Consider the following 17,826-nt stretch of genomic DNA (forward strand, 5'->3'; position numbering starts at 1 on the left):
TGTCGGGGCATCGAACTAGTGTTCGAATCATGGACGACGGAGTGGCTGCCAAGCTGGTCGCGTTGGCGGCCGCGGTCGCCGACCTGCAGTCCCCGCCTTTCACCGCCCTGTCCACCGCGCAGTTGCTGGACGTGTGCTCGGGGATGCAGCAGGCCCGCAACCTCATTCCCACCATCGAACACCCGGCGATCGCCGCATTGGCCGAGCAAGGCACCGCGGCGCGCATAGGCGCGAAGTCCTGGCCCGAAGCACTGCGTATCCGGTTGCGGATCTCTGGGACCGAGGCCCGCCGGCGCTACCGCGACGCCCTCGACTTCGCGCCACGCATCTCGACAACCGGAGAGTCGTTGCCGCCGTTGCGGTCGGCGACTGCAGCCGCCCAAGCCGGCGGCTGGATCAGCACCGACCACATCGAGATCCTGGAATCGTTCTTCCGCAAATGCCCGCCCTGGGTCGACGCGGTCGGCCGGGCCAGGTTCGAGGAGAAACTGGTCGCCGTCGCCGCCACCAACTCCCCGGAGACTCTGCAGCAAGCGGCCAACGAGGCGCTGTACCCTCGGCTGCGGGCCAGATCAACGCCTCGTCGGCCCCGGCAAATGGACCACCCGCATCAACCACCGCGGCCAATGTGAGTGGGTCCCACCTCCACTCCTGGATACCGGCCAGGCTCGCATCAACACGCACCACCACCCCCAGCGCTACTTCACCGAAACCAACAGCAAGGGCGACGACGAAACCGACTGCTGCCCAGGCTGATTGCACACAGTAGAGACCACACCGACAACCGGTCTCTAGGGTGGAACCATGCGCCTGATCTCGCTGACACCATTCGCCATCGCTGTTCTCGCGTTCGTGGGGTGCTCCGACGATGCCGCCGCCGACGATGCCGACCTCAACGGTCGCACGTTCGTGTCGGTGCAGGTCGAGGGCGATCAGATCCCCGGAAACGGGCCGCTGACGGTCGGTTTCGACGGGAACCGGATCAGCACCTTCGCGGGCTGCAACCACGGTTCGGGCACCGTCGACCTGTCCGGCGGGCGGATCGCCACCACCCAGTTGGCCATGACCATGATGGCCTGCCCTCCACCAGTCGGCGACTCGGACGCGTGGGTGTCGAAGTTCTTCGACGCCAAGCCAACCTGGTCTCTGGCCGGCGACGATCTCACGTTGCGTACCGACGCCGCGACCGTCACATTGCGAGACAAGAAGGTGGCGGATCCCGACCGCCCGATCACGGGTACCACGTGGCGCGTCACCAGCCTGGTATCCGCGCAGGCGGTCACCACCTCGGTCGCACTTGAGAAGTCCAAGCCCACCTTGACCATCGCCGACGACGGCGCCGTGAGCGGTTCGACGGGCTGCAATCGAATCACCGGCCACGCAACCGTTTCCGGATCGAGCCTCGAGTTCGGCCCGCTGGCCACCACCAGGATGGCCTGCCCACCGGAGGTCGACGAGATCGAACAGGCCGTCCTGCGAGTCCTCAAGGGCACGGTGCAGACCACCGTCGACGCCGATCAACTGAAGCTCGTCGGCGCAGACGGCAATGGATTGGTCCTGCAGGCACAGTGAGCTCAGAGCGGTGACGCCCCCCGCAGATGCTCGAAGATCAGCGAGGTCTGTGTTCCGGCGACATCGGCGTCGGCGTTGAGGTTCTCCACCACGAAGGCCCGGAGGTCATCGGTGTCGCGCGCGGCCACATGCAGGATGAAGTCGTCTCCCCCGGCCAGGAAGTAGACGTCCATCACCTGTGGCCGGGTGCGGATATGGGCGATGAAGTTGCGGATCTTGCCCCGCGCGTTCGATTGCAGACTCACCGAGATCATCGCCTGCAGGCTCAGTCCGACGGCCGCCGGATCGATGTCGGTGTAGAAGCCGCGGATCACCCCGATCTCCTGCAGCCTGCGCACCCGGCCGTGGCACGTCGACGCGGCGACACCGACCGCGTCGGCCAGCGCACTGTTGGACATGCGGGCATCGGCATGCAACGCGAGCAGGATGCGACGGTCCACCTCGTCGAGATCCGGCCGAACATCCTTCGGTGAACGGGTCGCACGCACGGCCGAGATTGATGATTCTTCTGCCATGCACGGAGCCTAACGAATCTTCATCCGAGATATTGCTCATTAATCGAAGGTTCTTCACAATTATTTCAGCACATCAACTTTGAAGGAGCCAGCATGCTCGTCGGTATCCCGACCGAGATCAAGAACAACGAGTACCGAGTGGCGATCACCCCGGCGGGCGTGGCGGAGCTGACCCGACGCGGCCACGACGTGATCATCCAGGCCGGCGCGGGCGAGGGCTCGGCCATCACCGACAACGACTTCAAGGCCGCCGGAGCCGAGATCGTCACCACGGCCGACCAGGTGTGGGCCGAGGCCGAACTGCTCCTCAAGGTCAAAGAGCCCATCGCGGCGGAGTACTCGCGCATGCGCAAGGGCCAGACGCTGTTCACCTACCTGCACCTGGCAGCGTCCAAGGAATGCACCGACGCCCTGCTGGCATCGGGCACCACCTCGATCGCCTATGAGACGGTGCAGACCACTGGACCAGACGGGTCGGTGTCCCTCCCCCTCTTGGCCCCGATGAGCGAGGTCGCCGGCCGGTTGTCTGCACAGGTCGGCTCGTACCACCTGATGCGCACCCAGGGCGGCCGCGGCGTGCTCATGGGTGGCGTCCCCGGAGTCGCACCGGCCGAGGTCGTCGTCATCGGCGGTGGCGTGGCGGGTTACAACGCCGCCCGCATCGCCAAGGGCATGGGTGCGCACGTCACGGTGTTCGACCTGAACATCAACACGCTGCGCAAGATCGACAACGAGGCGAACAGCAGCATCGAGACCCGTTACTCGTCGTCACTGGAGCTGGAAGAGGTCGTCAAGAAGGCCGACCTGGTGATCGGCGCGGTGCTGATCCCGGGCGCCAAGGCCCCCAAGTTGGTCACCAATTCGATGGTGTCCCACATGAAGCCCGGCGCGGTGCTGGTGGACATCGCCATCGACCAGGGCGGCTGCTTCGAGGATTCACGGCCCACCACCCATGACGACCCGACGTTCGCCGTGCACGACACCGTCTTCTACTGCGTGGCCAACATGCCGGGCTCGGTGCCGCGTACGTCAACATTCGCGCTGACCAACGCGACCATGCCGTACGTGCTCAAGCTGGCAGACAAGGGCTGGCAGGCAGCCTGCGCGAATGACCCGGCGCTGGCCAAGGGCCTGTCGACACACGAAGGCGGGCTGCTGTCCGAGCAGGTCGCCTCCGACCTCGACATGCCGTTCACCGATCCGGCCACCTTCCTGGCCTGATACCAACCACGATCGCCCGGCTGCAGTTGGCTCCGGCCGGGCGATCGCGCATTCCGGCCCGTAGCCATACTTGACACGTGTCAAGTATGGTGGCGTCCATGTTGCAGCAGCTGTTCCCCACCGTCCCGTCGACCACAACCGAGGCGCTCGACGTGTTCGACGCGGCCGAGGCGGTCGAACCGGAGTTCATGGTCGGCACCTGGCACGGCGCCGAACTGCCCACCGGACATCCGATGGACGGCCTACTGGCGGCCAGCGGCTGGTGGGGCAAACAGTTCGTCGACGCCGAGACAGTGCACCCGCTGCTGTTCCCCGGAAGCGACGGCGTATCGCTGTGGGCCCTCAACCCGACGCTGGCCTTCGGCGGCCTCGCGGTGTCGACCAAGATCCCACTGCTTCGGAATCGGTCGATGGTGGCGCCGATCGCAGCGTTGCGGCCCGTGCTGCAAACCCGCGCACCCAAGGCGAGGTTGCGCACCACCCGCTACCGCGGCGTCGACACCGCCACGATGATCTACGACCAGCTGCCCATCAACGACGTGTTCCGGCGCCTGTCCGACGACGCCGTGATCGGGGCGATGGACCTGCGGAACTCCCGCAAGCCCTATTTCTTCGTCCTGCAGCGCGACGACTCAGTGCGGGTGACCTAGCAGCCGCCCGTACGCACGCTGTTCACCACGCATTCGGCCGGTGGCTCCACGTCAGTGCTTGGATCGAAAGGGCAAGCGTTACAAGGCCTTTTCCTCCGATCTACGTTCCAAGACTGAGGAGTCACCCATGGTCAACCTGCCCGTCGCGCACCAGCCCCGCCCGCTGCTGCCCGAGCTTTCGGAGTTCTTCGCCGGAATCACGCCGTTCGCCGGCCTGCGCCCCATCTTCGAGCGCAACCTCATGCGCATCGAGGACGAGGTCACCGAGGATCACTACGAACTGCGCGCCGAAATCCCCGGCATCGATCCGGCCGCGGACGTTCAGATCACCGTGGCCGACGGCCAGCTGACCGTGAAGGCCGAGCGCTCCGAACGCGCCGACACCACGGCACGGTCGGAGTTCTCCTACGGTTCGTTCCTGCGCACCGTGACGCTGCCTGCCGAGGCTGACGAAGACAACATCACCGCCGGTTACGAGCGTGGCATTCTCACCGTGCGCGTGCCGTTGTCGCAGAATCCCGCCGGAGCCCGCCAGATCGAGATCCAGAACACCGAGAACGGCTCGGCCGCAATCGGATCCGCGGAGCACTCAGAGTAACGACGGCACCACGAGCCCCGTCAACTCACCGATGAGCGGACGCAGGTTGTCGGCCTTCGGGTCATCGGCCTGCGACCGCGTCATCACCGCCAACAACAGCCTTTGACCGGCGGGCCCGTAGGCGATCCCGACATCGTTGGTGCTGCCGTAATCGCCGCTGCCCGTCTTGTCGGCCGTGGTCCAGCCCTCGGGAAGTCCGGCTCGCACGCTCGATGTCTGATTGGCCCGCATCCAGTCCTCCAACTGGCGGCGCTGCGGCGGGCTCAAAGCGCCACCGGTCAGCACCGCGCGGTACCCGGAAGCCAGCGCAGCCGGGGTGGAGGTATCCCTCGGATCGCCTGGAATCGCCGAGTTCAACTCGACTTCCCAGCGGTCAAGCCGGGTGCGCTCGTCACCGACGCTGCGGGCGAACGCGGTGATTCCTGACGGCCCGTCAATGGTTTTCAGCAGCAGGTTGCCCGCAGTGTTGTCACTGCGCTGCAGCGCTGCCTGACACAACTGCGCCAGCGTCATCTCGGCACCGGCGTGGGTCTCGGTGACCGGTGAGTTCGGCACGATCGCGTTCCGGTCGACGAAGACGCGGTTGTCCAGCGACAGCTGTCCGCGCCCGACCATCTGCAGTACCCGCGCAGCGGCGTAACCCTTGAATGTCGAGCACATCGCGAACATCTCGTCGGGCCGATGGGTGAGGGCCTGCCCGGAGTCCAGATTGGCCGCGTACAAGCCGATCAGGGCATTGTCCCGACGTTCCAGCTCAGCAATCTGGTCATCGATCGGGGCGGCAAACGCCGGTGCGGCGGCCCCCACACCGGCACCGACGGCCGCTGCCGCCGCGAGCGAACCGATCAGAACATTGCGCCGTGAGAGTCCCGTCATCGGACCCACCCTAGCGGGTCAGCCGGCGATGGTTAGAAGCTGTTGCGGCAGAGCCTTTTTCGACCTATATGGGCCGAGCACCGCAGCACCGTACTCGCGGGACAGCAACTGGTGAGCGATAGCGTTGACCTCTTCGAGCGTGACCGCCTCGATCTGAGCCAGCGTGTGGTCGATGGTCCGGTGCTCACCGTAATTGAGCTCGCTGCGCCCTATCCGGTGCATGCGCGAACCGGAATCTTCCAGCCCGAGCACGAGCCCACCGCGCAACGAGCCCTTCGCGATCCGGCATTCGTCGGCGGTGATCCCGTCTCTGGCAACGCCTTCCAGAACGTCGGTGGTCACCCGGATCACTTCGTCGAATCGTTCCGGCTGGCACCCGGCATACACCGAGAGCGCCCCGCTGTCGGCGAAGGTGTCCACCGTCGAGTACACCGAGTAGGCCAGACCACGAGATTCCCGAATCTGCTGGAACAGGCGCGAACTCAGGCCACCGCCGAGTGCGGTGTTGAGCACCGACAGAGCCCACCGGTGTTCCCAGTGTCGGCCGGGCGTGCGAACGCCCAGTGACACATGGGTCTGTTCTCCGTCGCGGTCGACCACGAGCAACGACGGCTTGCCCCCGACCCGGCCTGCACCCTTACGCGGAGCCACCGCAGTGCGCCCGGCTTCGAGCCGCGGACCGAAATGCTGCCGCACCAACGACACGACCACGTCGTGGTCGATGTTGCCCGCCACCGCCACGATCATCCGTTCGGGGGTGTAGCGACGGACGTGGAACGAATGCAGCTGCGCGCGCGTCATCGTCTCGATCGACTCGACGCTGCCGATCACCGGGCGTCCCACCGGGTGATCGCCGAACATCGCCGAGAGGAAGACGTCGCCGAGACTGTCCTCGGGATCGTCGTCGCGCATGGCGATCTCTTCGAGGACGACGTCGCGTTCCACCTCGACATCCTCGGTGGCGCAACGGCCTCGCAGCACGACGTCGGCGACCAGGTCGACCGCGAGCTCCAGATCGGAGTCGAGCACATGCGCGTAATAGCAGGTGTGCTCACGCGTGGTGAACGCGTTCAGCTCACCGCCGACGGCATCGACAGCCTGCGCTATGTCGACTGCGCTACGCGTCGGGGTGGCCTTGAACAACAGGTGTTCCAGGAAGTGTGCGGCGCCCGCGACGCTTCGTCCTTCGTCACGGGAACCGACACCTACCCAGACCCCGACCGATGCCGAACGCACCGACGGGATGTACTCAGTGACCACCCGGAGTCCGCCGGGCAGATCTGTCCGGCGGACATCAGTGGTATTCAGTGCAAACGCCTTATGTCGAGCTGAGGCGATCAGGACTCGGCAGCCGAGGCAGCTTCGGCCGGCGCCGGGGCACCGTCCACTGCACCGGCGGCCTGATCCGCCGACTCCTCTTCGACGAGCACCAGCGAGATCTTGCCGCGGTTGTCGATATCGGCGATCTCGACGCGCAGCTTGTCGCCGACCTTCACCACGTCCTCGACCTTGTTGATCCGCTTGCCGCGGCCCAGCTTCGAGATGTGGACCAGGCCGTCACGGCCCGGCAGCAGCGACACGAATGCGCCGAAATCGGTGGTCTTGACCACGGTTCCGAGGAACCGCTCACCGATCTTGGGCAGCTGCGGGTTCGCGATGGCGTTGATCTTGTCGATCGCGGCCTGCGCCGCTTCGCCGTTGGAGGCTCCGACGAACACCGTGCCGTCATCCTCGATCGAGATCGACGCACCGGTCTCCTCGGTGATCGAGTTGATCATCTTGCCCTTGGGTCCGATGACCTCACCGATCTTGTCGACCGGAACCTTGATGGTGGTGATCCGCGGTGCGTACGGGCTCATCTCGTCCGGCGCGTCGATGGCCTCGGCCATCACGTCCAGGATGGTCAGCCGTGCGTCCTTGGCCTGGCTCAGCGCACCGGCGAGCACCTTGGACGGGATGCCGTCCAGCTTGGTGTCGAGCTGAAGCGCGGTGACGAAGTCCTTGGTGCCTGCGCACTTGAAGTCCATGTCGCCGAAGGCATCCTCAGCGCCGAGGATGTCGGTGAGGGTGACGTAGCGGGTCTCGCCGTCCACCTGATCGGACACCAGGCCCATGGCGATACCGGCGACCGGCGCCTTGAGCGGCACACCGGCGTTCAGCAGCGACAGCGTCGAGGCGCACACCGAGCCCATCGAGGTCGAACCGTTGGAGCTCAGGGCCTCGGACACCTGACGGATCGCGTAGGGGAACTCCTCCACGCTGGGCAGCACGGGAACCAGTGCCCGCTCGGCCAACGCGCCGTGGCCGATCTCGCGGCGCTTGGGCGAACCCACTCGGCCGGTCTCACCGGTCGAGAACGGCGGGAAGTTGTAGTGATGCATGTAGCGCTTGGAGGTCTCGGGTCCCAGCGAGTCGATCTGCTGGGCCATCTTGACCATGTCGAGTGTGGTGACACCCATGATCTGGGTCTCGCCGCGCTCGAACAGCGCGCTGCCGTGCGCCCGCGGAATGATGGCCACCTCGGCCGAGAGTGCACGGATGTCGGTCACACCACGGCCGTCGATACGGAAGTGATCGGTCAGGATGCGCTGGCGCACAAGCTTTTTGGTCAGCGAGCGGTAGGCCGCGCCGATCTCCTTCTCGCGCCCGGCGTAGGTCTCGCCCAGGCGCTCGAGCACCTCGACCTTGATCTCGTTGGTGCGGTCGTCGCGCTCGTGCTTACCGGCGATGGTCAGCGCCTCCGACAGCGCCTCGGTGGCCACCGCGGCCACGGCGTCGTAGACGTCGTCGGCGTAGTCGGGGAACAACGGGTACTCGGCGATCTCCTTGGCGGCCTTCTCGGCCAGCTCGGCCTGAGCGTCGCACAGCACCGAGATGAACGGCTTGGCCGCCTCAAGGCCCTCGGCCACAACGGCCTCGGTCGGCGCACCGGCGCCGCCGGCGATCAGCTCGATGACGTTCTCGGTGGCTTCGGCCTCGACCATCATGATCGCGACGTCGTCGCCCACCTTGCGGCCCGCGACGACCATGTCGAAGACAGCCTTCTCCAGCTGCTCGACGGTCGGGAAGGCGACCCACTGGCCATCGATCAGGGCAACGCGCACGCCGCCGACCGGGCCGGAGAACGGCAGGCCGGAAATCTGCGTCGACGCAGAGGCGGCATTGATGGCGAGCACGTCGTACAGATCCTTCGGATCCAGGCTCAGCACGGTCACCACGACCTGGATCTCGTTACGCAGACCGCTGACGAACGACGGGCGCAGCGGCCGGTCGATCAGGCGACAGGTGAGGATCGCGTCGGTCGACGGACGGCCCTCACGCCGGAAGAACGAGCCGGGGATACGACCCGCGGCGTACATCCGCTCCTCGACGTCGATGGTCAGCGGGAAGAAGTCGAAGTGGTCCTTCGGCGTCTTGCTGGCGGTGGTGGCGCTCAGCAGCATGGTCTCGTCGTCGAGGTAGGCGACGACGGAGCCGGCGGCCTGCTGGGCCAGCCGGCCTGCCTCGAATCGGATGGTGCGGGTGCCGAAGCTCCCGTTGTCGAGGATTGCGGTGGATTCGAACACACCGTCTTCAAGTTCAACTACAGACATAGAGTCCGTTGGCCTCTTTCGATTCATTCAACTGTTTTCGCGGCGTCACGGTGGCGATACGCCACGGGCCCTGGATACGGCTACGGCCGTCGATCGAAGCGGCCGGATGGCCCCCCAGAGATAGTCCCTGTGTCGGGGTCCGGCAGCCACTACCGAAGACCGCCCGTCCAGGCGGGCCCGATATGACTCGCAGGAACAGCGCCCGCCGGATCGCGGATGCCGCACCTGAGTTCAGCGCAGAATTGAGCCACTGAACGCCCTCATGTTACACGGCAGCAACGGCCCAACAGCCATCCGTGCCAGCTAGGACACGTCCTCCACACATACGGTGAACTGGCGTTCCGGGTAGGCGTAGCCCACCCCGCTGGCGCACTGATCGACGTTCGACACCCCGCGCAGAACCTCGGTGGCCCGTTGCCGGTGCGGCGCAGAAGAATCCGCGCAGTCCACCCGATACGGGTCTTTGTCGTTCGCCGGGTCGATGCTCATGCAGCCGCCGGTGATCCAGTCGATGTCCAGACAGAGCGTCTGGGTCTCCTCACTGAATGCACTGCGCACCGAGTAGTAGGTGTCGACGTCGCCCGGGCACTGGTCGCTGTCGGTGACCGTGGAGATCACCTTGTAGTTCGACGCGTCGCTGCCGCACTCCGCCCGGCTGGAGTCCGGGCGCTCGTAGGTGCCGCTCATCTTCAGGCAGTCCCCTGCCTTCATGTCCGCGGCCGCCGCGGACGAGCATGCGGTCAATCCGCCGGCGAAAAGTATCGCGGCTGCCCCGAGAGGGGCAGCCGCGGAAAGTGGTGGCATCGACGCCGCGTCAGCGACGCAGCCCGAGGCGCTCGATCAGGGAGCGGTAACGCGCCACGTCAACCTGGGCGACGTACTTGAGCAGCCGGCGACGACGGCCGACGAGCAGCAGCAGACCGCGCCGCGAGTGGTGGTCATGCTTGTGCTGCTTGAGGTGCTCGGTCAGATCCGTGATCCGCTTGGTCAGGAGAGCGACCTGGGCCTCCGGCGAACCGGTGTCGGTCTCGTGCAGACCGTAGCTGGTCAGGATTTCTTTTTTCTGCTCGGCAGTAAGCGCCACGAAAGTAACTCCATCATTTCAGTCCCGCGAACATATTCTCGGCACAGCCACCGCGGACTGCAGCATGCACCGGATCGGGGCAAAGTCTAGCAGGACCACGGCGAGCTGCGAATTCAGCTTTGCGAGTGCGCAGCCAGAATCGCGCGGGCCCGGTCGGTGTCGGCCTCCATGGCCACCACCAGATCCTTCACCGAATCGAACTTCTCCTGCCCGCGAATCCGGGAGACGAAATCGACCGCGACATGCTGCCCGTACAGGTCGGCATTGGTGTCGAGCACGAACGCCTCGACCGTGCGGGTACGCCCGGAGAAGGTCGGGTTGGTGCCCACCGAGACGGCGGCCTGATATCGCTCGCCGGGAATCACGGTGCCCATCACCGGACCGTGCCCCAGCACGGTGAACCAGGCGGCGTACACGCCGTCGGCGGGAATCGCCGAGAACATCGGAGGCGCCACGTTCGCAGTCGGGAAACCCAGCACCCGGCCCCGCCCGTCACCGCGAACCACCACGCCCTCGACGCGGTGCGGTCGGCCCAGGGCCTCGGTGGCGGCCACCACGTCGCCGGCATCGACGCAGGACCGGATGTAGGTCGAGGAGAAGGTGACCCGCTCGTCGCGATGCTCGGCGTCGAGCGTTTCGGTCACCAGCGACATGCTCTCGACCGCGAATCCGAACCGCTCCCCGGCCGTACGCAGCATTGCCACGTTGCCTGCCGCCTTCTTGCCGAAGGTGAAGTTCTCCCCCACCACGACCTCGACCACATGCAGGTCTTCCACCAACAGCTCATGGATGTACCGCTCGGGGGTGAGCTTCATGAAGTCCGAGGTGAACGGCATGACCAGAAAGACGTCGACGCCGAGTTCCTCGACCAGTTCGGCCCGGCGGGTCAGCGTCGTCAACTGCGCCGGATGACTCCCCGGAAATACCACCTCCATCGGATGTGGGTCGAAGGTCATGAGAACCACCGGTACTCCGCGTGATCGGCCCGACTTCACCGCATGGCTGATCAACTCCGCGTGTCCACGGTGAACCCCGTCGAACACCCCGATGGTGACTACACACCTGCCCCAGTCCGTGGGGATCTCGTCCTGCCCACGCCAGCGCTGCACGCGATCAGCCTACGACCCGAACGCGCCGCGGTCTGCTCTAGATCCCCCGATCAGGTGATGATTGCCTAAACTTTCCTACTGTGAGTCCAGACGGTAACCATCAAGACCTCTCCACGGTTGCCCAGGACTATCTGAAAGTCATCTGGACAGCCCAGGAGTGGTCTCGCGAAAAGGTCAGCACGAAACTGCTGGCCGAGCGGATCGGCGTGTCCGCCTCCACGGCGTCGGAATCCATTCGCAAACTCGCCGATCAGGGCCTGGTCGACCACGAGAAGTACGGCGCGGTGACGCTGACGGATGCCGGCCGGCGTGCCGCGCTGGCGATGGTGCGCCGGCACCGGCTGATGGAGACCTTCCTGGTGTCCGAGCTCGGTTACAGCTGGGACGAGGTGCACGACGAGGCCGAGATCCTCGAGCACGCGGTCTCCGACCGGATGCTCGATCGCATCGACGCCAAGCTGGGCCACCCCACCCGCGACCCGCACGGCGATCCCATCCCGGCCGCCGACGGTCAGGTGCCCACCCCACCGGCCCGGCAGCTGTCGGCATGCCAGGACGGCGACGCCGGCACGGTGGCCCGCATCTCCGATGCCGATCCGGAGATGTTGCGTTATTTCGACAGCGTCGGCATCAGCCTCGATTCCCGGGTTCGGGTGGTCGCGCGGCGCGATTTCGCGGGCGTGATCTCGGTGGCCGTAGGACAACCGGGCAAACCCGACGATCCGTCCGACCGCGACGACACGAGCGTTCTCGTCGAGCTGGGCAATCCGGCGGCCGAGGCGATCTGGGTCGTCGCCAGCTGAATCATCAGTGAATCATCGCGATTTTTACCCGTGTGCCATAGCGGGATCGGCACCAACATGTCCTGTTCGTGACTGTCTCTCTGCACTGGTTCCTGCCCACCTACGGCGACAGCCGGCTCATCGTCGGCGGTGGCCACGGCACGCCCGCCGGTTCTGCCGGTGGTGACCGCGAAGCCTCGATCGACTACCTGGCGTCGATCGTCCGCTCGGCCGAGCGGTTCGGGTTCACCGGCGCGCTGATCCCGACCGGGGCCTGGTGCGAGGACGCGTTCATCACCGCCGCGCTGCTGGCCCGCGAGACCACCTCACTGGCGTTCCTGGTGGCGTTCCGCCCGGGTCTGGTGAGCCCGACGCTGTCGGCGCAGATGGCCGCGACGTTCGCCCGGCACGCACCCGGACGGATCCTGCTCAATGTCGTCGTCGGCGGCGAGGCCCACGAGCAGCGGGCATTCGGCGACCACCTGGACAAGGACGCGCGGTATGCGCGTTGCGACGAGTTCCTCGACGTGGTCCGGCGACTGTGGGCCGGTGAGACGGTCACGCACAAGGGCGAGTACATCGACGTCGAAGAGGCCTCGCTGGCGCTCCCGCCGACCCCGGTGCCGCCGCTGTACTTCGGCGGCAGCTCGCAGGCGGCGGGCCCGGTGGCCGCACGGCACTCCGATGTCTACCTGACCTGGGGTGAGCCGCCCGCGGCGGTGCGCGAGAAGATCGAGTGGATCCGCGCGCTCGGCGAGGAGCAGGGACGCAAGCTGCGCTTCGGTATCCGCCTGCACACCATTTCGCGGGACACCTCCGAGGAGGCGTGGGCGCAGGCCGACCGCCTGGTCGCCGCGCTGGACGAGGAGACGGTCGCCGCAGCGCAGGCCGGGCTGGCCCGCAGCCAGTCCGAGGGCCAGCAACGTATGCGGGCACTGCACGAGGCCAACCGTGTGAACGGCACCTGGAGCGACGCCCGCAGCTTGGAGATCGCCCCGAACCTGTGGTCGGGTGTCGGGCTGGTGCGCGGCGGCGCAGGGACCGCGTTGGTGGGCAGCCACACCGAGGTGGCCGACCGGATCGCCGAATACGCCGAGATCGGTATCGACGAGTTCATCTTCTCGGGCTATCCGCACCTCGAGGAGCTGTTCTGGTTCGGCGAGGGTGTCGTGCCGATCCTGCGCGAGCGCGGCCTGTTCGGCGGCGGCGAGCAGGCCGGTGCGCCCGCCTCGATCCCGTTTGTCGGTACGCCGCGATGACCGATCTGGCCGGCGCCGCCCGCATCTCGTCGGCGGAGACCGCGCTGACCGCCGCGGCACGACTGTCGAAAGCCTTCGCCGCCGACGCCGGAGCCCGCGACGCGCACCGGATACCGCCGCACGAGCAGGTTCGGGCGCTGAAGGAGTCAGGACTGCTGGCCTTGACCGTGCCCGCCGAACACGGTGGGCTCGACGTGCCGGTCACCGTCCTCGCCGAGGTGATGCGACTGCTGGCACACGGCGACCCGTCGATCGGCCAGATCCCGCACTCGCATTTCACATTTCTGGAGGCCTTGCGCTTGCAGGGCACGCCGGCGCAGCAGGCGTACTTCTACGGCCTGGTGCTGGATGGGGCGTTGTTCGCCAATGCCCAGTCCGAACGCGGGCCGCATCCCGTCGACGTGGACACCACCACGCTCACGGCGTCCGACATCGGCTATGTCCTACGCGGCCGCAAGTACTACTCGACCGGGGCGCTGTTCGCCGACTGGCTGATCGTGCGGGCCTCGCTCTCCGATGGTTCGGGGGTGCCGACGGCCGCCACGCCGAAGGCGATCGCATTCGTTCCGCGCGATACCGACGGGGTCGACGTTGTCGATGACTGGGACGGCATGGGACAGCGGACCACGGCCTCGGGCACCGTCACCCTCGATGCCGTCGAGGTACCCACGGCCCATGTCGTCGAGTTCAGCCCGATCTTCACACGACCCACGGTGTACGGGGCGCGGGCGCAGCTGCTTCACGCCGCCCTGGACGTAGGTATCGCCACCGCCGCGCTGGAGGAAGGGGTGCGCCAGGCGGGCAAGGCCCGGCCGCATTTCGAGGCGGCGGTCCCGAGCGCCGTCGAGGATCCCACGCTGGTGCAGGCGGCCGGTGAGCTGACCGTGACAGTGCGCGGTGCGGTGGCACTGCTCGCCGAGGCGGCCCGCCAGGTCGACGCGGCCCGCGGCGATCTCACCGAAGACAGCGCGGCGGCCGCCTCGATTGCGGTGGCGGTCGCCAAGGTGTCCGCGGCCCGGGCCGCGGTGGACGCCGGCAGCGCGCTGTTCGAGTTCGGCGGCACCCGCAGCGCCTCCGCGTCAGGCAACCTGTCGCGGTACTGGCGTGATGCCCGCACCCACACGCTGCACGACGCCACCCGATGGAAGATCCGCCACATCGGCAACTACACCCTCTCGGGCACGAAACCGCCTCGCCACGGCCAACTTTGAGTAGCCGCTACAACGTCGCGGGTCGCAGTACGACCACGTTCTTGGTGCGCGACGAGCCGTCCTGCAACAGTGCGATGACCTGACCGTCCGGTGCGGTGGCGGCATAGATCCCGCCGATCCCGGCCGGCGCCAACGCCCGCCCGTGGCGGGTGTCCTCGGTTTCCTCGGCGGTCAGGTCACGGCGCGGGAACCCGACCAGGCAGGCCTCGTCGAGCGAATAGCTCAGCCGCGCCTCCTCGGAAAGTTCATCGAGCGTGCGGGCCTCGTCGAGGCCGTAGCGGCCAACCTTGGTGCGGCGCAACGCTGTCAGGTGGCCACCCACCCCGAGTGCCACGCCGACGTCGCGGGCCAGGGCGCGGATATAGGTGCCCGAAGAACAGTCCACATCGACGTCCACGTCGACGAATTCGTCCACTCGACGGACAGCCAGGATGTCGAATCGGCCGATGCGCACCGGCCGGGCGGCCAGCTCGACGGTCTGCCCTTCGCGGGCCAGCTTGTAGGCCCGCTGTCCGGCGATCTTGATGGCGCTGACCGCCGACGGCACCTGCTCGATGTCTCCGCGCAGTGCCGCGACGGTGGACTCGATCTGCTCATCGGTCACATGCGCGGCCGAGACCGACTGCAGCACTTCACCTTCGGCATCTTCGGTGGTGGTGGTCTGACCGAGCCGGATGGTCGCGGCATAGGACTTGTCCGTGGCGGTGAGCAGACCGAGGATCTTGGTGGCACGTTCGATTCCGACCACCAGCACCCCGGTCGCCATCGGGTCGAGGGTGCCGGCGTGACCGACCTTGCGGGTGCCGAACAACCGCCGGCAGCGCCCCACCACATCGTGACTGGTCATGCCGGCCGGTTTGTCGACGATTACCAGGCCGGGTTTTGGACTGCTCCTCGCGTGCGCAGATTCTGGACCACTCACAGCACGATCGCCGTCAGCGTCACACCGTCACGCACCGACCATCGCCCGTCCAGCGCCGTCAGCGGTGGCCCGTGTTCGGCAGCCGGATCGATGAGTATCTGGGATCGGAATGTTCCGGCCGCGCCCGTCCCGTCCACCCCGAACGTGATGTGGGCATCTTCGAACCCGAGCCAGCGGTGCGTCAGCGGATACCACGCCTTGTAGGTGGCTTCCTTGGCGCAGAACAGGATTCGATCCCAATGCAGGCCGTCGGGAAGTCCGCCGAGTTCAACGCGCTCCAGCGGCAGCGAGATGGCGCCCAATACCCCCTCGGGCAGCACGTCATGCGGTTCGGCGTCGATGCCGACCGAGCGCACCCCGCCGACAAGCCCGACCACCGCACCGCGGAAGCCCTGGCAGTGGGTGAGGCTGCCGACGATGCCGTCAGGCCAGCACGGCTCGCCCTTGTCCCCCTTGAGGATCGGCACCGGGCCAACCCCCAGTTCGCCCAGCGCCTGGCGGGCGCAGTAGCGCACCGTGGTGAACTCGTTGCGCCGCTTCGCGACTGCGCGGGCCACCAGCGCCGCCTCCTCGGGCAGCGCAGTCAGGCCCGGCGGGTCGTCGTACAACTCGGCCGCGGCGAGCTTGTCCGGCATCTCGGGCAGGACCTGCCCCAGCAACGTGTCGCTCATCGTGCCACTCTGTTCTTCGCGCAAGCGCTCATCCGCGCCTGGCCTTGATCCGGTCCTGCATCTGCTGCGCGTGAGTCCGCATCTCATCGGTGATCTGGAAGTGCCCGCCGAACTCGTTGAGATAGCCCGGCGTGTAGTTGGGGTCGGGCAGGATCTGACGCAACCAGCGGAAGGGCTTGCGGCGGCGCCACTCCCGCGGATAACCGACCGAAACCTCCTCGAAGCGCACGTCGTCGTACCAGGTGGTCCGCGGAATGTGCAGATGGCCGTACACCGAGCAGACCGCGTTGTAACGGGTGTGCCAGTCCCTGGTGGCCGTGGTACCGCACCACAACGAGAATTCCGGATAGAACATCGCATCGCAGGGTTCGCGGACCATCGGAAAGTGGTTGACCAGGACTGTCGGGGTCATCCAGTCCAGGTCGTCGAGTCGCTTGCGGGTGGCCGCCACCCGGTCACGACACCAGGCGTCGCGGGTCGCGTAGGGCTCACTGGACAGCAGGAACTCGTCGGTGCCGACGACGTTTCGGTCGCGGGCGATGGCCAGCCCCTCGGCCTTGGTGGAGGCACCCTCGGGCAGGAATGTGTAGTCGTAGAGCAGGAACATCGGCACGATCGTCGCCGGGCCACCCTGTTCGGTCCACACCGGGAACGGATGCTCGGGGGTGATGACACCCATCTGGTCGCACATGTCGACCAGGTAGTCGTAGCGCGACCGGCCGAAGATCTGCATCGGGTCCTTGTTGGTGGTCCACAGTTCGTGGTTGCCCGGAACCCAGATGACCTTCGCGAACCGTTTGCGCAGCAGATCCAGCGCCCATCGGATCTCATCGGTGCGCTCACCGACATCACCCGCGACGATCAGCCAATCGTCCGGTGAGGCCGGGTACAACGACTCGGTGACCGGCTTGTTCCCGTTGTGCCCGGTATGCAGATCGCTGATCGCCCAGAGGACAGGCTGCCGATCTCTCGACTCGTGATCATTCACAGTTGCACCACCACAACAGACCAGCCTAACGGTGCGCCGGAACCGCGAGGCATTGACAACTAGAACAGGTTCTCGTTTATGGTCGAGTCGGTCGCGGCGGACCGCTACACTCCCCGCAAGCCGGGGAACGTTTTGCCACCAAACTGCGAGGGAGTGTGATGGCTGCCAAGTTGCGCCTGTTGTCGGCATTGACGGCACTGGTTTCGGCGGTGATCGTGCTGTGGCAGTCGGGCCCGTCCGAGGGCGCGGCCGCCGGGCCGCTCCACCTCGACGTCACCGACCTCCCGATGACCAACGTGTCCACGACGATCAAATGGCCGATCGTCGAGACCACGGATCCGTCGCCCTTCGATCCGTGCAATGACATCCCGTTCGATGCGGTCCAGCGGATCGGCCTGGCCTACACGCCGCCGGAGCCCGAGGACAGCCTGCGCTGCCACTACGACGCCGGCGACTACCAGATGGCCGTCGAGGCGTTCGTCTGGCGCACCTACGAGCAGACCATCCCGCCCGATGCGGTCGAGCTGGACGTCGACGGACACCGGGCCGCCCAGTACTGGATCATGAAGCCCACCGACTGGAACGACCGGTGGTGGGTCACCTGCATGATCGCGTTCAAGACCAGCTACGGCGTCATCCAGCAGTCGTTGTTCTACTCGCCCGTCCACTCCCCGGACCGGCCGGACTGCTTGGCTGTCAACCTGCAGCGAGCCCACGAACTGGCGCCGTACTACAAGTTCTGAGTTGCGCCGCATTGCGAGAAGCACAGCGGGCG

The 17,826-nt window shown here is 66.6% G+C and carries 19 protein-coding genes; 9 read left to right on the forward strand and 10 right to left on the reverse strand.

What is annotated here, in order from left to right; translation table 11 throughout:
- Positions 1-29: 29 nt before the first annotated feature.
- Both ACZY08_RS17005 and ACZY08_RS17010 read left to right on the forward strand, forming a co-directional pair.
- Positions 30-632, forward strand: coding sequence for a DUF222 domain-containing protein (locus tag ACZY08_RS17005; RefSeq protein WP_463745506.1), 603 nt, complete (start codon positions 30-32; stop codon positions 630-632).
- Positions 633-804: 172 nt separating this feature from the next.
- Positions 805-1,572: an META domain-containing protein gene (locus ACZY08_RS17010; RefSeq protein WP_463745505.1), complete on the forward strand. Its 768-nt coding sequence runs from the start codon at positions 805-807 to the stop codon at positions 1,570-1,572.
- 2 nt (positions 1,573-1,574) lie between these two features.
- On the opposite strand, the gene aldR is transcribed toward ACZY08_RS17010, so the two are convergent.
- The gene (gene aldR / locus ACZY08_RS17015; protein ID WP_463745504.1) at positions 1,575-2,087 is read right to left on the reverse strand and encodes an HTH-type transcriptional regulator AldR; all 513 of its coding nucleotides are present in this window, start codon (positions 2,085-2,087) and stop codon (positions 1,575-1,577) included.
- A 93-nt stretch (positions 2,088-2,180) separates the two neighbouring features.
- Between aldR and ald the strand changes: the two genes are divergently transcribed.
- The 3 genes from ald to ACZY08_RS17030 all read left to right on the forward strand — a co-directional run bounded on the left by ald (position 2,181) and on the right by ACZY08_RS17030 (position 4,556).
- On the forward strand, positions 2,181-3,308 hold the full coding sequence (gene ald / locus ACZY08_RS17020; protein ID WP_463745503.1) for an alanine dehydrogenase: 1,128 nt from the start codon (positions 2,181-2,183) through the stop codon (positions 3,306-3,308).
- Between the two features lie 98 nt (positions 3,309-3,406).
- Positions 3,407-3,958 (forward strand): DUF4334 domain-containing protein, encoded by a 552-nt coding sequence (locus ACZY08_RS17025; RefSeq protein ID WP_463745502.1) that lies wholly within the window; start codon positions 3,407-3,409, stop codon positions 3,956-3,958.
- A 127-nt stretch (positions 3,959-4,085) separates the two neighbouring features.
- On the forward strand, positions 4,086-4,556 hold the full coding sequence (locus ACZY08_RS17030; RefSeq protein ID WP_463745501.1) for an Hsp20/alpha crystallin family protein: 471 nt from the start codon (positions 4,086-4,088) through the stop codon (positions 4,554-4,556).
- Here the strand turns inward: ACZY08_RS17030 and bla are convergent.
- From bla to ACZY08_RS17060, 6 genes are all read right to left on the reverse strand, one after another.
- On the reverse strand, positions 4,548-5,432 hold the full coding sequence (bla, locus tag ACZY08_RS17035; protein WP_463745500.1) for a class A beta-lactamase: 885 nt from the start codon (positions 5,430-5,432) through the stop codon (positions 4,548-4,550). The two genes, ACZY08_RS17030 and bla, sit on opposite strands and share 9 nt — an antisense overlap.
- Before the next feature lie 18 nt (positions 5,433-5,450).
- Positions 5,451-6,740, reverse strand: coding sequence for a M16 family metallopeptidase (locus tag ACZY08_RS17040; RefSeq protein ID WP_463745967.1), 1,290 nt, complete (start codon positions 6,738-6,740; stop codon positions 5,451-5,453).
- 29 nt (positions 6,741-6,769) lie between these two features.
- A complete protein-coding gene (locus ACZY08_RS17045) occupies positions 6,770-9,025 on the reverse strand; it encodes a polyribonucleotide nucleotidyltransferase (protein WP_463745499.1) in 2,256 nt (751 codons plus the stop codon).
- A gap of 303 nt (positions 9,026-9,328) precedes the next feature.
- Entirely contained in the window at positions 9,329-9,829 is a 501-nt protein-coding gene (gene lppU, locus ACZY08_RS17050) for an LppU family putative lipoprotein (RefSeq protein WP_463745498.1), read from the reverse strand.
- Positions 9,830-9,839: 10 nt separating this feature from the next.
- Positions 9,840-10,109, reverse strand: coding sequence for a 30S ribosomal protein S15 (rpsO, locus tag ACZY08_RS17055; RefSeq protein ID WP_163662220.1), 270 nt, complete (start codon positions 10,107-10,109; stop codon positions 9,840-9,842).
- A gap of 113 nt (positions 10,110-10,222) precedes the next feature.
- The gene (locus ACZY08_RS17060) at positions 10,223-11,218 is read right to left on the reverse strand and encodes a bifunctional riboflavin kinase/FAD synthetase (RefSeq protein ID WP_463745497.1); all 996 of its coding nucleotides are present in this window, start codon (positions 11,216-11,218) and stop codon (positions 10,223-10,225) included.
- Positions 11,219-11,298: 80 nt separating this feature from the next.
- On the opposite strand from ACZY08_RS17060, the gene mntR reads away from it, so the two are divergent.
- The 3 genes from mntR (at position 11,299) to ACZY08_RS17075 (ending at position 14,470) form a co-directional block, all read left to right on the forward strand.
- A complete protein-coding gene (gene mntR, locus ACZY08_RS17065) occupies positions 11,299-12,021 on the forward strand; it encodes a manganese-binding transcriptional regulator MntR (RefSeq protein ID WP_463745496.1) in 723 nt (240 codons plus the stop codon).
- A 68-nt stretch (positions 12,022-12,089) separates the two neighbouring features.
- On the forward strand, positions 12,090-13,259 hold the full coding sequence (locus ACZY08_RS17070) for an LLM class flavin-dependent oxidoreductase (protein ID WP_463745495.1): 1,170 nt from the start codon (positions 12,090-12,092) through the stop codon (positions 13,257-13,259).
- Positions 13,256-14,470, forward strand: coding sequence for an SfnB family sulfur acquisition oxidoreductase (locus ACZY08_RS17075; RefSeq protein ID WP_463745494.1), 1,215 nt, complete (start codon positions 13,256-13,258; stop codon positions 14,468-14,470). Before ACZY08_RS17070 ends, ACZY08_RS17075 begins: the two co-directional genes overlap by 4 nt.
- A gap of 7 nt (positions 14,471-14,477) precedes the next feature.
- On the opposite strand, the gene truB is transcribed toward ACZY08_RS17075, so the two are convergent.
- The 3 genes from truB to ACZY08_RS17090 are packed head-to-tail and all read right to left on the reverse strand — an operon-like array spanning position 14,478 to position 17,051.
- Positions 14,478-15,392, reverse strand: coding sequence for a tRNA pseudouridine(55) synthase TruB (gene truB, locus ACZY08_RS17080; RefSeq protein WP_463745493.1), 915 nt, complete (start codon positions 15,390-15,392; stop codon positions 14,478-14,480).
- Positions 15,389-16,063: a 4'-phosphopantetheinyl transferase PptT gene (pptT, locus tag ACZY08_RS17085; RefSeq protein ID WP_463745492.1), complete on the reverse strand. Its 675-nt coding sequence runs from the start codon at positions 16,061-16,063 to the stop codon at positions 15,389-15,391. Before pptT ends, truB begins: the two co-directional genes overlap by 4 nt.
- A gap of 28 nt (positions 16,064-16,091) precedes the next feature.
- Complete coding sequence (locus ACZY08_RS17090; protein WP_463745491.1) at positions 16,092-17,051, reverse strand: metallophosphoesterase family protein; 960 nt, start codon at positions 17,049-17,051, stop codon at positions 16,092-16,094.
- A gap of 158 nt (positions 17,052-17,209) precedes the next feature.
- On the opposite strand from ACZY08_RS17090, the gene ACZY08_RS17095 reads away from it, so the two are divergent.
- Positions 17,210-17,794, forward strand: a complete 585-nt coding sequence (locus ACZY08_RS17095) for a DUF3558 domain-containing protein (RefSeq protein ID WP_463745490.1) — start codon at positions 17,210-17,212, stop codon at positions 17,792-17,794.
- The last annotated feature ends 32 nt before the right edge of the window (positions 17,795-17,826 follow it).

This window comes from Mycobacterium sp. IDUB_9, from assembly GCF_055419505.1.

Coding starts and splice junctions, on each gene's coding strand:
- ACZY08_RS17005 (WP_463745506.1), top strand. CDS start 30: ATGGACGACGGAGTGGCTGCCAAGCTGGTCGCGTTGGCGGCCGCGGTC.
- ACZY08_RS17010 (WP_463745505.1), top strand. CDS start 805: ATGCGCCTGATCTCGCTGACACCATTCGCCATCGCTGTTCTCGCGTTC.
- aldR (WP_463745504.1), bottom strand. CDS start 2,087: ATGGCAGAAGAATCATCAATCTCGGCCGTGCGTGCGACCCGTTCACCG.
- ald (WP_463745503.1), top strand. CDS start 2,181: ATGCTCGTCGGTATCCCGACCGAGATCAAGAACAACGAGTACCGAGTG.
- ACZY08_RS17025 (WP_463745502.1), top strand. CDS start 3,407: ATGTTGCAGCAGCTGTTCCCCACCGTCCCGTCGACCACAACCGAGGCG.
- ACZY08_RS17030 (WP_463745501.1), top strand. CDS start 4,086: ATGGTCAACCTGCCCGTCGCGCACCAGCCCCGCCCGCTGCTGCCCGAG.
- bla (WP_463745500.1), bottom strand. CDS start 5,432: ATGACGGGACTCTCACGGCGCAATGTTCTGATCGGTTCGCTCGCGGCG.
- ACZY08_RS17045 (WP_463745499.1), bottom strand. CDS start 9,025: ATGTCTGTAGTTGAACTTGAAGACGGTGTGTTCGAATCCACCGCAATC.
- lppU (WP_463745498.1), bottom strand. CDS start 9,829: ATGCCACCACTTTCCGCGGCTGCCCCTCTCGGGGCAGCCGCGATACTT.
- ACZY08_RS17075 (WP_463745494.1), top strand. CDS start 13,256: ATGACCGATCTGGCCGGCGCCGCCCGCATCTCGTCGGCGGAGACCGCG.
- pptT (WP_463745492.1), bottom strand. CDS start 16,063: ATGAGCGACACGTTGCTGGGGCAGGTCCTGCCCGAGATGCCGGACAAG.
- ACZY08_RS17095 (WP_463745490.1), top strand. CDS start 17,210: ATGGCTGCCAAGTTGCGCCTGTTGTCGGCATTGACGGCACTGGTTTCG.